Source organism: Streptomyces hyderabadensis (genome assembly GCF_020404845.1).
GTDB classification, from domain to species: domain Bacteria; phylum Actinomycetota; class Actinomycetes; order Streptomycetales; family Streptomycetaceae; genus Streptomyces; species Streptomyces hyderabadensis.
This window is the reverse complement of sequence record NZ_JAIOJZ010000017.1, coordinates 37,182-51,872: the sequence shown is the minus strand read 5'-3', so window position 1 is coordinate 51,872 and position 14,691 is coordinate 37,182. Positions and strand designations below refer to the sequence as shown.

Genomic DNA, 14,691 nt, shown 5'->3' with positions numbered 1-14,691 from the left:
TTCGGTGCCGGATGCTGCTTACAACGGCGACCACAGTAGGGGCATCACGGCCGCCGGTCCGGGTCAGCCGCCGACTCGTAGCACATCTGCGACGATCGGCCCGGCCGCGTCGCCGCCGTGGCCGCCCTCCTGGACCATGGCCGCCGCCGCGACGTCGTTCCGGAACCCGGTGAACCAGCTGTTGGAGACCGACTGCCCGTCGACCTCGGCCGACCCGGTCTTGGCCCCGACGTCGCCGCCGAGCCCGGACATGGCGTTGACGGCGGTGCCCTGGGTGGCGGTGAGCCGCATCATCTGCTTGAGCTGGGAGGCGGTGCCCTGCGGCAGCCCCTTGGCGGTGGCCGGCTCCCGGTCGTCCAGGTCGAACGGCACCAGGTACGGCTGGCGGAACTCACCGGTGATGGCGGTCGCCGTCACGGAGGCCATGTTCAGCGGGTTCATCTGGACCTGGCCCTGCCCGATGGCGTTGGCCGCGCGGTCCGGACCGCCGGAGGCGGGGACGCTCCCGTCGAAGGAGACGATGCCGGTCTGCCAGTTGTCCTGCCCGAGCCCGAAGCGCTCCTGGGCCTCCTCGGTCAGCGAGGAGTCCGTGAGCGGCTTCTCGTCGACGAGCTTGATGAAGCCGGTGTTGCAGGAGCGCATGAAGGTGTTGGCGAGCGTGGCGCTCTCATTGGGCTGCATGCCGGTCAGGTTCTTGAAGGTCTGGCTCTGCCAGGTCGCCGTGTCGGGGCAGGGCGCCGGGCCGTTCATCGAGGTCACGCCGTTGTCGATGAGCATGGCCGCGGTGATGATCTTCATGGTGGAGCCGGGGGCGACCCGTCCCTGGAAGGCGGCGTTGAAGCCGTCCGCGCGGTTGTTCGCCACGGCCAGCACTTCGCCGGTGCTCGGCTGCACGGCGACGACGGAGGACTCGCCGTACCGCTTCACCGCCTTCTCGGCCGCCGCCTGGACGCTCGCGCTGAGGGTGGTGCGCAGCTTCCCGGGCTCGCCCTCGGTCAGCGTCAGCAGCGGGGTGTCCGGCGCATCCGCGGCCGCGTGCCGTACCGCCAGCTCGATGCCGGGAGTGCCGCCGGCCTTCGAGCCGTACCGCTCGCGCAGCGTGGCGAGGACCGGTCCGAGCGAGGGGTACTTCTCCTTCGTCAGCACGGTGCCGTTGCGCCCGACGGCCTGGATCTGCGGTGTCGCCGACTCCTCGGTGACCAGCGTGTCCCCGTCCTTCAGGCCGGGATGCACGACCGACGGCTTCCAGTCCACCAGCGCCCGACCACTGGTCTCGCCGCGCACCACGGTCAGCTCGCTCTTGTAGCTGAGCGGCTTCGTCGTCCCCTCGTACGACACCTTCGCCTTCACCGTGAACGGCACGGAGGTGCCGGCCGCCGTGCCCGGCGTGATCTCGACGCCGCCGATGTGCGCGTCCTCGCCGTAGGCCGTCAGCAGCGCCCCGGCGACCGAGGCGTTGTTGGTGTACGAGGCGGCGGTCGTCGCGTCGCCCTTCTCCCAGGCCGTGAAGAACTTCTCGGTGGTCTCCGCGACCTCGTCCTTGTCCGGCGGTCCGCTCTTGGCCTCGGAGGACCCGGAGGACCCGGATCCCCCGCCCCCGTCCAGCGCCGACACCACGTTGTAGGCGCCGTACCCGGCACCGCCCACCATCACGGCGAACACTCCGCCTATGACGGCGACCTTCACCCCCCTGCCCATCGGCAGTCCCCTCCCCGTCAGACCTTCCGCCCGCCTTCTTGAACGCGTTCAGAAGCAGTTGTGGTTGCACCCTATGCGCAGGGGGTGACCAGCGGTACGGGTGTTTCCGTTTGGTGGCCTAAAGGAGACCGTGGCCGTCACGGGCCGGTGGGTGTCAGGGACCGGTGGGTGTCAGGGGCCGGTGGGTGTCAGGGCCCGGTGGCCGTGGCTATGGCCTCCGTCGTCGCCTGCCGCAGCGCGCGGTCCGTGATCCAGCTGTTCTTACCGCCGGTCAGATGCGCCACGGCCCGGCCCACCCACTCCGGATCGCCGAGCAACTGCGGCTTCCCCTCCTCGACGAGCTGCCGCAGCAGACTCTCCAGCCGGAGGGCGTCCACCGCCCGGTAGGGGCGCTCGTGCAGGTCGAAGCGGAGCTGCTGGTCCTCGTACGGGTGGCGCAGCGTCAGGTGCAGCCAGCCGCCGGCCCGCTCGGCGACCATTCCCTTCAGCGTGTACTTGCCCCTGTTGTTCGTGTTCCAGGGGTGCTTGCCCCAGGTGAGCCGAACGCCGCCCATGATCCGCGACCACGGGATCGACCGTCCCCCGGAGTCCGGCTCGTGCTGGTGGAGCCCGTCCGGGCGGAACTCCACCCAGTGGGTGCCCGGTCGAGCGGCGTCGCCGACTCCCCAGCGTCCGCCGGTCAGTTCCAACGGTCCCAGTGACGCACCGTCCTCCATCATGCGCGTCATTGAACCACGTGTCTTGTACACCGGTGCGTGGCCGGCGGCCCGTTCCGCCGGGGGCCCGGGCCGGCTAGACCCACGTGTCCAGCCACATCCGGGATCTCCACTCCTCCATCGGGATCGCCGTGCCCGTGTACAGGGGCCAGAAGTAGATGAAGTTCCACGCGATGAGCAGCACCAGGACGCCCGCTCCCGTCGCACCCGCCACCCGGCGGGTGTCGCTGCAGCCCGGTCGGCCGATGATCGCCCCCAGGAGCATGGCCACCGCGAGGCACAGGAACGGGACGAAGACGACGGCGTAGAAGAGGAAGATCGTGCGCTCCTGGTACATGAACCAGGGGAGGTACCCGGCGGCCACGCCGCAGGCGATGGCGCCCGCGCGCCAGTCGCGGCGGAAGAGCCAGCGCCACAGGACGTACAGCAGGGCGAAGCAGCCCACCCACCACAGGAGCGGCGTGCCGAGCGCCAGGACCTCGCGGGCGCACTTCTCGCCCGCGTCGACCGGGCAGCCGTCGGAGCCCGCCGACGGCGACTCGTAGAAGTAGGAGACCGGGCGGCCCAGGACGATCCAGCTCCAGGGGTTCGACTGGTAGGTGTGCGGCGAGGTCAGGTGGGTGTGGAATTCGAGGACCTGGGTCTCGTAGTGCCACAGGCTGCGCCACCAGTCGGGGAAGAGCCACGACCAGGAGCTGTCCGCACCGTCCTTCGCCGCCCAGTCGCGGTAGTAGCCGCCGGTGCCGTCGGAGGGGGAGAGGATCCAGCCGAGCCAGGAGAGGAGGTAGGTCGCCAGGGCCACCGGGACCGTGGAGAGGAAGGCCCAGCCCAGGTCGTGGCGGAGTACCGCGCGGTAGGGGCGGTGGGCGCCCGCGACGCGGCGGGAGCCGACGTCCCACAGCACCGCCATCACGCAGAAGGCGGCCATGACGTAGAGGCCGTTCCACTTGGTGGCCGCCGCCAGGCCCAGCATCAGGCCCGCCGCCAGCCGCCAGGGGCGCCATCCGAGGCGGAGGGTCTCCGCGACGTGCGCGTCCGGGCGGACCCGGCCGTCCTCGTCCACCGGGAGCGCGGCGGCGAGCCGGGCCCGGGCTCTGTCGCGGTCGACGACCAGGCAGCCGAAGGCGGCCAGCACGAAGAACATCAGCACGCTGTCCAGCAGCGCGGTGCGGCTCATCACGAAGTGCAGTCCGTCCAGCGCCATCAGGGCGCCCGCCAGGCAGCCCAGGAACGTGGAGCGGAACAGGCGGCGGCCGATCCGGCACAGCAGCAGCACCGACAGCGTGCCGAGCAGCGCCGTCATGAAGCGCCAGCCGAACGGGTCGAAGCCGAACAGCAGCTCGCCCAGGCCGATGACGTACTTGCCGACCGGCGGGTGCACCACGTACGCCGCGTCGGTCGGGATCGGGACGTCGCCGCCGCTGTTCAGGATCAGGTCGTTGGCGTTCTTGTCCCAGTTGACCTCGAAGCCGCGGTGGATCAGCGCCCACGCGTCCTTGGCGTAGTACGTCTCGTCGAATATCACCGCCTTCGGGCTGCCCAGGTTCCAGAACCGCAGCACCCCCGCGAGCAGCGCCACCAGCAGCGGCCCGCCCCACGCCGACCAGCGCACGATCCGGTCGGCGAGCTGCTTGGACAGGCCCAGGAAGACCCACAGGCGCGGACTCGGGCTCGTGTACGGCGGCACCAGCCGGTCGCGGACGTCACCGGCCGCGGGCCCCGCCGGGTGGCCGAAGCGGCGCAGGCGCTGCTGCCAGGTGGGCGGCTCGTCGTGCGGGGCCCGGCCCTGCCGGGTGTCCGTGGAGGACGCGGTACTGGTCACCGCGCCATCGTAGGGAACCGCGCTGTGCACGTCCCGTGCATGGCCCTCCCGGGTGCGGATACGTTCCCCCTCCGGGAGGGCCGACCGGGAGGGCCGGCCGGGAGGATCGGCCGGGAGGACTGGGAGGATGGGGACGTGACTGGAACCCTTGTACTCGCGGGCACCCCCATCGGCGACGTCCAGGACGCCCCGCCCCGGCTCGCCGCCGAACTGGCCGGTGCGGACGTCGTCGCCGCCGAGGACACCCGGCGGCTGCGCCGGCTCACCCAGGCGCTCGGCGTCGCGCCCGCGGGGCGTGTCGTGTCGTACTTCGAGGGCAACGAGTCGGCCCGTACGCCGGAGCTGGTGGAGGAGCTGGCCGGCGGGGCGCGGGTGCTGCTGGTCACCGACGCCGGGATGCCGTCGGTGTCCGACCCCGGGTACCGGCTGGTCGCCGCCGCCGTCGAGCGGGGCGTCCGGGTCACCGCCGTTCCCGGTCCGTCCGCCGTGCTGACCGCGCTCGCCCTGTCCGGGCTGCCGGTCGACCGGTTCTGCTTCGAGGGCTTCCTGCCCCGCAAGGCCGGCGAGCGGCTGACCCGGCTGCGCGAGGTCGCCGAGGAGCGGCGGACCCTCGTCTACTTCGAGGCCCCGCACCGGCTCGACGACACCCTCGCCGCCATGGCCGAGGTCTTCGGCACCGACCGGCGGGCCGCCGTCTGCCGGGAGCTGACCAAGACGTACGAGGAGGTCAGGCGCGGGGGGCTCGGCGAGCTGGCCGCGTGGGCCGGTGAAGGGGTGCGGGGGGAGATCACCGTCGTCGTCGAGGGGGCGCCGGACAAGGGGCCCGAGGAGGTCGGCGCCGAGGAGCTGGTGCGCCGGGTGCGGGTGCGCGAGGAGGCGGGGGAGCGGCGCAAGGAGGCGATCGCCGCGGTGGCCGCCCAGGTGGGCGTGCCCAAGCGCGAGGTGTTCGACGCGGTGGTGGCGGCGAAGAACGCGGGGAAGGACGCGGCGAAGAACACGGGGAAGGATGCGGCGACCTGAGGGGATCCGTAGGGCCGCCCTTGACCCGTCCCTGACCTTGCGGGCACTCCTGCCAAGGGCAGCCCAAATCGGCCCAAACACTCGGCAGCGCCTGGTGCTTTCCCGCTGGTGGAGGAGTCCACTGGAGGAAGGAACCGAACGAACCGAACGAACCGAAGGGGCCGGGATGAGCATGAGTGAGAGCACCGTGCGGACCCGAGTGCGTGCCGGTGCCACCGCCGTCGTCCACGAGTCGTACTCCTTCGCCTGCATGCGCTGCGGGCACGGCTGGGAGCAGTCGTTCGAGATCGAGCACCACACGGACGCCGACGGCCACGCGTTCGTGCTCTATGTCGCGGACGGCCGCGTCGTCCCCTCCCCGCTGACCCGGCCGACCTGCGCCACCTGTGACAGCCACGTCGTGCGCATCCTGCGCCCGGGCCGGGTCGCCTCCGTGCGCGGCACCACCCACGGCATCCACCGGGTGCCCCCGGCCGGACCCCTGGAGGTGCCGCGGGTGCCCGGGGCGGGAGTGCCCGAGGCGCCGGGACCGGGGGCGCCGGGGCTGTCCGGCGAGCGCCGGCACTGGCACCTGACCGACCTGCTGCACGCCCTCCACCTCCAGCGCAGGGCGAGCTGACCGACGCTTCGGGGGTGCGCGGGCGCTTCCGTAGGATCGGGGCATGTCTTCGAACGCCCCGGGACGGTCCGACAAGCACACCGCGCCCCCGCTGCCCGAGCCCCTGCGGGTACCGGTCGCGGACTCGCACACCCACCTCGACATGCAGTCCGGCACGGTCGAGGAGGCGCTCGCCAAGGCCGCTTCGGTCGGCGTCACGACCGTCGTCCAGGTCGGCTGCGACCTCGCCGGGTCCCGCTGGGCCGCCGAGACCGCGGCGGCGCACGACGCCGTCCACGCCACCGTCGCCCTGCACCCCAACGAGGCGCCGCGCATCGTCCACGGAGACCCCGACGGCTGGTCGCGGCAGGGCGAGCGGCAGCCCGGCGGGGACACGGCCCTCGACGACGCCCTCGCGGAGATCGACCGGCTCGCGGCGCTGCCGCAGGTCAAGGGCGTCGGCGAGACGGGTCTCGACTACTTCCGCACCGGCCCGGAGGGCAAGGAGGCCCAGGAGCGCTCCTTCCGCGCCCACATCGAGATCGCCAAGCGGCACGGCAAGACCCTCGTCATCCACGACCGCGACGCCCACACCGACGTCCTGCGCGTCCTCAAGGAGGAGGGCGCCCCCGAGCGCACGGTCTTCCACTGCTACTCCGGCGACGCCGAGATGGCCGAGGTCTGCGCCCGCGCCGGGTACTACATGTCCTTCGCGGGCAACGTCACCTTCAAGAACGCCCAGAACCTGCGCGACGCCCTCGCCGTGGCCCCGCCGGAGCTGGTCCTGGTGGAGACCGACGCGCCGTTCCTGACCCCGGTGCCCTACCGCGGGCGGCCGAACGCCCCCTACCTGGTGCCGGTCACGGTGCGGGCCCTGGCGGACGTACGGGGCGTCGACGAGGACACCCTGGCGGCCGCCCTGGCCGCGAACACGGCCCGCGCCTTCGGGTACTGACACGCTGAGTAGTCGCGTCGCTTGGGAGAGTGACCGGCCCTCCGCTAGGTTCTGGGGGCCCGATCGGGACCCTGGAGCGTGTGGGCGTGAGCAGAACGCAGTTCGAGCCGGCAGAGGCGTACGAGTACTTCGGGCCGGCAGAGGCGTACGAGTACTACGAGTACCTCGCACCGTACGACGTGCACAGCGCGCCGACCCTGCCCGTACTGCCCCGCCAGGGCGACGGGCGGGCCGAGCGCCGGCGCCGGGCCCGGGACGCGGGGCGCGCGGACACCTCCCTGCGCCGACTGCTGCCGCGGGCCCTGGTCGTGGCGTTCCTGGCGGGCGGCACCACCGCCTTCGTCGCCAAGGACAAGGCGGTCGAGCTGACCGTCGACGGCACCCCGCGCACCCTGCACACCTTCGCCGACGACGTGACCGAGCTGCTCGCCGAGCAGGGCGTCCAGGTGGGCGCGCACGACGTGATCGCACCCGCCCCCGGCACCCCGCTGACCAGCGGCGAGGACGTCACCGTCCGTTACGGACGGCCCGTGCTGCTCACCCTCGACGGCCACCGGCGCCAGGTCTGGACGACCGCGGCGACGGTCCGGGGCGCGCTGCGGCAGCTCGGCGTCCGGACGCAGGGCGCGTACCTGTCCACCGAGCCCTCCCGGCGCATCGGCCGCGAGGGACTCGCCCTGGTGGTGCGCACCGAGCGGGTGGTGACCGTGCTGGCGGACGGCCGGGCCCGCACCGTCCGCACCAACGCCGCGACCGTCCGGGAAGTCGTCGAGGAGGCCGGCGTCACCCTGCGCGGCGAGGACACCACCTCCGCCCCCGCGAGCGGCTTCCCGCGCGACGGGCAGACCGTCACGGTGCTGCGGATCACCGGCTCCCAGGAGGTGCGCGAGGACCCGATCCCCTTCGACGAGCGACGGACCGAGGACGCCACCCTCTTCCGCGGCGCCGAAGTCGTCCAGCAGGCGGGGCGGCCCGGGCTGCGCCGCACCACGTACGCCCTGCGCACCGTGAACGGCGTGCGGCAGAAGCCGCGCCGGCTGCGCACCGAGGTGGTCCGCGAGCCCACCCCGCGGATCGTGCGGGTCGGCACCCGGCCCCGGCCCGTCTCCGTCCACGGCGCCGACCACCTGAACTGGCAGGGCCTGGCCGCCTGCGAGTCGGGCGGCCGCGCGGACGCCGTGGACCCGTCCGGGACGTACGGCGGGCTCTACCAGTTCGACGCCGCCACCTGGCACGACCTCGGCGGCGAGGGCCGCCCCGAGGACGCGTCGGCCGCGGAGCAGACGTACCGGGCGCAGAAGCTGTACGTACGCAGCGGCGCCGCCGCCTGGCCGCACTGCGGCGCCCGGCTGCGGGAATGAGGCCGCCCCGCCCCCGGCTACCCTTGCGGGGTGAGCAGCCCCACCCCCGACGCCCTCCTGGGCCCCGCCGACGTCCGCGAACTCGCGGCCGCGCTCGGCGTACGCCCCACCAAGCAGCGCGGCCAGAACTTCGTCATCGACGCGAACACGGTCCGCCGCATCGTCCGCACCGCCGAGGTACGCCCCGACGACGTGGTGGTCGAGGTGGGACCGGGTCTCGGCTCGCTCACCCTGGCCCTGCTGGAGGCCGCCGACCGGGTCACCGCCGTCGAGATCGACGACGTCCTCGCCGGTGCCCTGCCCGCCACCGTCGCCGCCCGCATGCCGGAGCGCGCCGACCGGTTCGCGCTCGTCCACTCCGACGCGATGCACGTCACCGAGCTGCCCGGCCCGGCCCCGACCGCGCTGGTCGCGAACCTCCCCTACAACGTCGCCGTCCCCGTCCTGCTGCACATGCTCGACACCTTCCCGAGCATCGAGCGGACCCTCGTCATGGTGCAGTCCGAGGTCGCCGACCGGCTCGCCGCCGGACCCGGCTCGAAGGTGTACGGCGTCCCGTCCGTGAAGGCCAACTGGTACGCCGAGGTGAAGCGGGCCGGTGCCATCGGCCGCAACGTCTTCTGGCCCGCGCCGAACGTCGACAGCGGGCTGGTGTCACTCGTCCGGCGGACGGAGCCGCTGAAGACCACCGCGTCCAAGTCCGAGGTCTTCGCCGTCGTCGACGCCGCGTTCGCCCAGCGCCGCAAGACCCTGCGGGCCGCGCTCGCCGGGTGGGCGGGGTCGGCCGCCGCCGCCGAGGCCGCCCTCGTCGGCGCGGGCGTGTCGCCGCAGGCGCGCGGAGAGGCGCTGACCGTGGAAGAGTTCGCGCGTATCGCCGAGCACAAGCAGTAGGCAGTCAGGCAGTAGGCAGTAGGGAGTGACGAGCAAGTGAGCGTGACGGTCCGCGTCCCCGCCAAGGTCAACGTCCAGCTCGCGGTCGGCGCCGCCCGCCCCGACGGCTTCCACGACCTGGCCAACGTCTTCCTCGCGGTCTCCCTGTACGACGAGATCACCGCCACCCCGGACGCCGACGGGCTCCGCGTCACCTGCGAGGGGCCGGACGCCGGCCAGGTCCCGCTCGACCGCACCAACCTCGCGGCACGCGCGGCCGAGGCGCTGGCCGCCCGGTACGGGCGCGCACCCGACGTCCACCTCCACATCGCCAAGGACATCCCCGTCGCCGGCGGCATGGCGGGCGGCAGCGCCGACGGCGCGGGCGCGCTGCTGGCCTGCGACGCCCTGTGGGGCACCGGCGCCTCCCGCGACGAGCTGCTGGAGATCTGCGCCGAGCTGGGCAGCGACGTGCCGTTCAGCCTGGTCGGCGGGGCCGCACTCGGCATGGGGCGGGGGGAACGGCTGACGGAGCTGGAGGTCGGCGGCGACTTCCACTGGGTGTTCGCGCTGGCCGCGCGGGGGCTGTCCACGCCGGCCGTCTTCCGCGAGTTCGACCGGCTGGGGGAGGGCCGGGACATTCCGGAGCCGGTCGCCGACCAGGCGGTGCTCGACGCCCTCGCCAAGGGCGACCCGGCCGCGCTCGCCGTCGCAGTCTCCAACGACCTGCAGCCCGCCGCGCTCTCCCTCTTCCCCGAACTGTCCGACACCCTCGCGGCGGGCCGGGCGGCCGGGGCACTGGCGGCCATCGTCTCGGGCTCGGGGCCGACCACGGCATTCCTCGCGACCGACGCCAAGTCCGCCTCCGACATCGCGGGCGTGCTGCGGGCGTCGGGGACGTGCCGGGACGTGCGTACGGCTTCCGGGGCGGTGCCGGGGGCGACGGTGGTGTGAGGGGCTTACCGCCTGCCGAGCGCTGACAAGTCGATGCCGATCGCGTAGGGCTTGTCGACCTTGATGACGTCCCGATGCAGGCCCATGTGTACGTAGGCCCTACTCATCGAGTCGAGTTCGTAGACGTGGACCACGAGCCCGCCTTTGGTCCCGTCCTGTTCGACGCGCCAGTAGTTCGGAATGCCGGCGGCAGCGTACTTGTGGGGCTTTGTGGTGCGGTCGCGAGATTCGGATTCCGGGGACACGACCTCGACGGCGAGGAGGACGTCCTCGGCCTGGAAGCTGGTCTGATCCAATCCGGTGACCGCGTCGGCGCGCACCACGCTGATGTCGGGCTCGGGCCCGTTGCGCTCGTCCAGGAGAACGGTCATCTCGCGTTCGACACTGAGTCCGGCCGCCAGTGAGCTGCGCAGCCCGTTGAACAGCAGGTCGATGGCCAGGTAGTGGAAACGGCGCTGCGGACTCACGAAGACCAGGCTCCCGTCGATCAGCTCGGTGTGCGGCGGGAGATCAGGCAGCGTGAACAGGTCGTCCACGGTGTAACCGTCCTGCGGCGGCATGGGCCACTCGACGCGGCGCTTGACGGACTCGGCGGTCATGGTTCCTCCCATGGACGGGATCCTGCTGCCTGCACCCCAAGGTAACCGGGGGATACGTCACACGTCACCACAAAGAGTGACCACCCCCGCCCGCGTCCCCCCGCCCCCCGGAGGGCCTACGCTTGAAGGCTGATCGATCCCCCAGGCAGGAGAGAAATGGCCGTCAATCTGGTCAATGTCGAGAACGTCAGCAAGGTGTACGGCACCCGTGCACTCCTCGACGGCGTCTCCCTCGGCGTCTCCGAGGGGGACCGCATCGGGGTCGTCGGACGCAACGGCGACGGCAAGACGACCATGATCCGGATGCTGGCCAGGCTGGAGGAGCCCGACACCGGCCGGGTCACCCACTCCGGCGGGCTGCGGCTCGGCGTGCTCACCCAACACGACTCCCTCGACCCCGCCGCCACCGTCCGGCACGAGGTCATCGGCGACATGGCCGACCACGAGTGGGCGGGCAGCGCCAAGATCCGCGACGTGCTGACCGGACTGTTCGGCGGGCTGGACATGCCGGGCTTCCCGCAGGGTCTCGACACCGTCATCGGGCCGCTCTCCGGCGGCGAGCGGCGCCGGATCGCGCTGGCCAAGCTGCTCATCGAGGAGCAGGACCTGATCGTCCTCGACGAGCCCACCAACCACCTCGACGTCGAGGGCATCGCCTGGCTCGCCCGGCACCTGCGCGAGCGGCGCTCCGCGCTCGTGTGCGTCACCCACGACCGCTGGTTCCTCGACCAGGTCTGCACCCGCATGTGGGACGTGCAGCGCGGCGACGTCTACGAGTACGAGGGCGGCTACTCCGACTACGTCTTCGCCCGCGCCGAGCGCGAGCGGATCGCCGCCACCGAGGAGACCAAGCGGCAGAACCTGGTGCGCAAGGAGCTGGCCTGGCTGCGGCGGGGCGCCCCCGCCCGCACCTCCAAGCCCCGCTTCCGGGTCGAGGCCGCCAACGAGCTGATCGCCGACGTGCCGCCGCCCCGGGACAGCAGCGAGCTGATGAAGTTCGCCTCCTCCCGGCTCGGCAAGACCGTGTTCGACCTGGAGGACGTCACCGTCCAGGCCGGTCCCAAGGTGCTGCTCAAGCACGTCACCTGGCAGCTCGGCCCCGGCGACCGCATCGGCCTGGTCGGCGTCAACGGCGCCGGCAAGACCTCCCTGCTGCGGGCCATGGCCCGGGCCGCCCGCAGCGAGGGCGAGGAGCAGCCGGCCGGCGGGCAGGTGCGCGTCGGCAAGACCGTCAAGCTGGCCTACCTGTCGCAGGAGGTCGCCGAGCTGGACCCGGACTGGCGGGTGCTGGAGGCCGTCCAGCGCGTCCGGGAGCGGGTCGACCTCGGCAAGGGACGGGAGATGACCGCCGGGCAGCTGTGCGAGACCTTCGGGTTCGGCAAGGAGAAGCAGTGGACGCCGGTCGGGGACCTGTCCGGCGGTGAGCGGCGGCGGCTGCAGCTGCTGCGGCTGCTCATGGACGAGCCCAACGTCCTCTTCCTCGACGAGCCCACCAACGACCTCGACATCGAGACCCTGACCCAGCTGGAGGACGTCCTCGACGGCTGGCCCGGCTCGATGATCGTCATCTCCCACGACCGCTTCTTCATCGAGCGCACCACCGACCGGGTCTTCGCCCTGCTCGGCGACGGCGCCCTGCGCATGCTGCCGCGCGGCATCGACGAGTACCTGGAGCGGCGGCAGCGCATGGAGGAGGCCGCCGCCTCCAGCGCACCGGCCGTGGCGGCCAAGCCCGCCGCCGCCGTGCCGGAGAAGAGCGCCGCCGACGTGCGCGCCGCCAAGAAGGAGCTGCAGAAGATCGAGCGGCAGCTGGACAAGGTCTCCGAGAAGGAGACCAAGCTGCACGCCCAGATCGCCGAGCACGCCACGGACTTCGCCAAGGTGGCCGAACTGGACGCCGAGCTGCGCGAGCTGACGGGGCAGCGCGACGAGCTGGAGATGCGCTGGCTGGAACTGGCCGAGGACGCCTGAGCCTGCTGCGTGCGGGGCGCGCGGGTGGTGTAAAGGCGGCGTGAAGGCGCGTAACAGAGGCATCACGGGCCGGTCCGCCCTTGGGAACAGGGGCGGACGCGGCCCGGTGGGCGGTTGGGGGCGGGTGATAGAAAGGCCGTCCGAGGACTGTCCCAGGGCGGTCCGAGGCAAGTGGAACGATCGCCTTCGACGACTCCGGGGCCAGCGCGTGACCCGGGGCGTGGCTAGAAATCAGTGAGTAATAAGGGGGAACGCGCTGATGAGCCAGCCGCCGAATCAGCCGCCGCAGCCGGGTGGCTTCGGAGCACCGCAGGACCCACCGCCGGGAGGCTTCGGGGCGCCGCAGAACCCACCGCCGGGTGGCTTCGGGGCACCGACCCCGCCGCCCCCGCAGGGCCCGCCGCCCGGTCAGCCGCCGCAGCAGCCGGGCTACGGCTATCCGCAGCAGCCCGGGCAGCCTGGTCAGTCCGGCCAGCCGGGGCCGTACGGGCAGCAGCCCGGGCCGTACAACTCCGGCCCGTACGCCGCCCAGCCGCAGCAGCCCGGCCCGTACGGGCAGCAGCCGGGCTACGGGTACCCGCAGCAGCAGTACCCGGGCGCCCCCGGCGTCCCCGGCACGCCGCCGCCCGGCGGTCCCGGCTCGCGCAACCCCTTCAAGGGCAAGCCCGCCCTCGCCGTCGGCGCGGCCGTCGCGGCCCTGCTCGTCATCGGCGGCAGCGTGTGGGCGGTCACCGCGAGCGGCGGTGACGACGACAAGGACAAGAAGCCCGCCGTCGCCAAGACCGACGACCCCAAGCCCTCCGGATCCAAGGGCGGCGCACCGGTGAACCCGGGTGACGGCAGCGGCGACGGCGGCGAGGACCCCGAGGACCTCAACGAGGGCCGCCAGGCCGGCGAGGCCAAGGTGCTCTGGTACAAGGAGGCGCCCGACGCCCCCGGTTCCGGCGCCGACGCCGACGGCATGTGGATCACCGGCAAGGCCGCGGTGAAGGCGGCGTACAAGCAGGTCTTCGCCTACAACGTCGGCGACGGCAAGCCCGCCTGGGACCCGATCGCCTTCCCGGAGAAGATCTGCTCGGTCACCCCGGAGAAGACGGCCGACGACAAGATCGTCGTCGCCTACATGAGCGGCTCCAGCGACCGCGCCAAGTGCAACAAGCTCCAGGAGATCGACCTCGCCACCGGCGAGAAGGGCTGGACCGAGGAGGTCGCCGACGGCGACCTGTTCGACTCCACCCTCTCCCTCGAACTCACCCTCAGCGGCAACACCATGATGGTCGGCCGCTCCCAGTCCGGCACCGCCTACGACGTGCGGAGCGGCAAGAAGCTGTACGAGAAGAAGAAGTACGGCGACGCCTGCTTCCCCGCCGGGTTCGCGGGCAGCGCCAACAAGCTCGTCCAGGTCGCCTCCTGCGGCGCCGGCGGCAACAACGCGCACGACGAGCTGCAGGGCCTGGACCCGAAGACCGGCAAGGTCCTGTGGACCTACAAGTACGAGAAGGACTGGCGGATCGCCCGCGCCTACTCCGTCGACCCGCTCGTCGTCTACGCCACCAACGAGGACAAGAAGGTCTGGAACATCTCCAGCTTCACCTCCGGCGGCAAGGTCCAGGAACAGGTCGGCGTCGACGAGGACTTCGCCCCCGAGTGCGGCTGGGCCATCATGGAGCGCGACCTCCAGGGCTGCTCGGGCGTGGCCGTCGCCGGAGGCACCCTCTACCTGCCGACCGAGGCGACCAGCGGCGCCAACGAGATCGTCGCGATCAACCTCACCACCGGCAAGGAGAAGTGGCGCACCAAGTCCCCCGCGGACGAGTCGATGATGCCGATGAAGGTCGAGGGCGACCAGCTCATCGCGTACGTCCAGCCGTCCTACGACGCGGGCGGGCAGGTCGTGTCCATCCCGACCGGCGGCAGCGGCCACAAGCCGACGAAGCTGCTGCAGAACCCGCAGGGCGTCGCGGACATCGAGAACAGCTTCTACTCCAAGGACATCGACTGGGTCGACGGGCGGTTCTACATCTCCAGCACCCGTCTGACCGGGAACGACGAGTCGAAGGAGAAGTTGATGCTCGCCTACGGCAAGTGACCTCTTCCCCTGCCGTTCCCGGGGCCGCGTTCCCGCGG

At 72.4% G+C, this 14,691-nt stretch carries 12 protein-coding genes; 8 read left to right on the top strand and 4 right to left on the bottom strand.

Annotated elements, in window-relative coordinates; translation table 11 throughout:
* Positions 1 to 63 precede the first annotated feature (63 nt).
* From K7854_RS15495 to K7854_RS15485, 3 genes are all read right to left on the bottom strand, one after another.
* Entirely contained in the window at positions 64 to 1,698 is a 1,635-nt protein-coding gene (locus tag K7854_RS15495; protein WP_226027079.1) for a penicillin-binding transpeptidase domain-containing protein, read from the bottom strand.
* A gap of 188 nt (positions 1,699 to 1,886) precedes the next feature.
* A complete protein-coding gene (locus K7854_RS15490; protein WP_226027078.1) occupies positions 1,887 to 2,417 on the bottom strand; it encodes a hypothetical protein in 531 nt (176 codons plus the stop codon).
* A gap of 73 nt (positions 2,418 to 2,490) precedes the next feature.
* Positions 2,491 to 4,236, bottom strand: coding sequence for a dolichyl-phosphate-mannose--protein mannosyltransferase (locus tag K7854_RS15485; RefSeq protein ID WP_226027077.1), 1,746 nt, complete (start codon positions 4,234 to 4,236; stop codon positions 2,491 to 2,493).
* Between the two features lie 135 nt (positions 4,237 to 4,371).
* On the opposite strand from K7854_RS15485, the gene rsmI reads away from it, so the two are divergent.
* The 6 genes from rsmI (at position 4,372) to K7854_RS15455 (ending at position 9,994) form a co-directional block, all read left to right on the top strand.
* On the top strand, positions 4,372 to 5,256 hold the full coding sequence (gene rsmI / locus K7854_RS15480; protein ID WP_226027076.1) for a 16S rRNA (cytidine(1402)-2'-O)-methyltransferase: 885 nt from the start codon (positions 4,372 to 4,374) through the stop codon (positions 5,254 to 5,256).
* Positions 5,257 to 5,422: 166 nt separating this feature from the next.
* A complete protein-coding gene (locus K7854_RS15475; RefSeq protein ID WP_226027075.1) occupies positions 5,423 to 5,875 on the top strand; it encodes a hypothetical protein in 453 nt (150 codons plus the stop codon).
* Between the two features lie 43 nt (positions 5,876 to 5,918).
* Complete coding sequence (locus K7854_RS15470) at positions 5,919 to 6,809, top strand: TatD family hydrolase (RefSeq protein ID WP_226027074.1); 891 nt, start codon at positions 5,919 to 5,921, stop codon at positions 6,807 to 6,809.
* Positions 6,810 to 6,895: 86 nt separating this feature from the next.
* Positions 6,896 to 8,170, top strand: coding sequence for a resuscitation-promoting factor (locus K7854_RS15465; RefSeq protein WP_226027073.1), 1,275 nt, complete (start codon positions 6,896 to 6,898; stop codon positions 8,168 to 8,170).
* Positions 8,171 to 8,200: 30 nt separating this feature from the next.
* The gene (gene rsmA / locus K7854_RS15460) at positions 8,201 to 9,061 is read left to right on the top strand and encodes a 16S rRNA (adenine(1518)-N(6)/adenine(1519)-N(6))-dimethyltransferase RsmA (protein ID WP_226027072.1); all 861 of its coding nucleotides are present in this window, start codon (positions 8,201 to 8,203) and stop codon (positions 9,059 to 9,061) included.
* A gap of 36 nt (positions 9,062 to 9,097) precedes the next feature.
* Positions 9,098 to 9,994: a 4-(cytidine 5'-diphospho)-2-C-methyl-D-erythritol kinase gene (locus K7854_RS15455; protein WP_226027071.1), complete on the top strand. Its 897-nt coding sequence runs from the start codon at positions 9,098 to 9,100 to the stop codon at positions 9,992 to 9,994.
* Positions 9,995 to 9,999: 5 nt separating this feature from the next.
* Here the strand turns inward: K7854_RS15455 and K7854_RS15450 are convergent, their stop codons facing one another.
* A complete protein-coding gene (locus K7854_RS15450) occupies positions 10,000 to 10,593 on the bottom strand; it encodes a Uma2 family endonuclease (RefSeq protein ID WP_226027070.1) in 594 nt (197 codons plus the stop codon).
* A 156-nt stretch (positions 10,594 to 10,749) separates the two neighbouring features.
* Between K7854_RS15450 and K7854_RS15445 the strand changes: the two genes are divergently transcribed.
* The gene (locus tag K7854_RS15445) at positions 10,750 to 12,564 is read left to right on the top strand and encodes an ABC-F family ATP-binding cassette domain-containing protein (protein WP_226027069.1); all 1,815 of its coding nucleotides are present in this window, start codon (positions 10,750 to 10,752) and stop codon (positions 12,562 to 12,564) included.
* 259 nt (positions 12,565 to 12,823) lie between these two features.
* A complete protein-coding gene (locus K7854_RS15440) occupies positions 12,824 to 14,653 on the top strand; it encodes an outer membrane protein assembly factor BamB family protein (RefSeq protein ID WP_226027068.1) in 1,830 nt (609 codons plus the stop codon).
* Positions 14,654 to 14,691 lie beyond the last annotated feature (38 nt).

Excerpts from the sequence above, each read along its gene's own strand:
- K7854_RS15470 (WP_226027074.1), top strand. The coding sequence starts at position 5,919 with ATGTCTTCGAACGCCCCGGGACGGTCCGACAAGCACACCGCGCCCCCG.
- K7854_RS15445 (WP_226027069.1), top strand. The coding sequence starts at position 10,750 with ATGGCCGTCAATCTGGTCAATGTCGAGAACGTCAGCAAGGTGTACGGC.
- K7854_RS15440 (WP_226027068.1), top strand. The coding sequence starts at position 12,824 with ATGAGCCAGCCGCCGAATCAGCCGCCGCAGCCGGGTGGCTTCGGAGCA.
- K7854_RS15475 (WP_226027075.1), top strand. The coding sequence starts at position 5,423 with ATGAGCATGAGTGAGAGCACCGTGCGGACCCGAGTGCGTGCCGGTGCC.
- K7854_RS15490 (WP_226027078.1), bottom strand. The coding sequence starts at position 2,417 with ATGATGGAGGACGGTGCGTCACTGGGACCGTTGGAACTGACCGGCGGA.
- K7854_RS15495 (WP_226027079.1), bottom strand. The coding sequence starts at position 1,698 with ATGGGCAGGGGGGTGAAGGTCGCCGTCATAGGCGGAGTGTTCGCCGTG.
- K7854_RS15450 (WP_226027070.1), bottom strand. The coding sequence starts at position 10,593 with ATGACCGCCGAGTCCGTCAAGCGCCGCGTCGAGTGGCCCATGCCGCCG.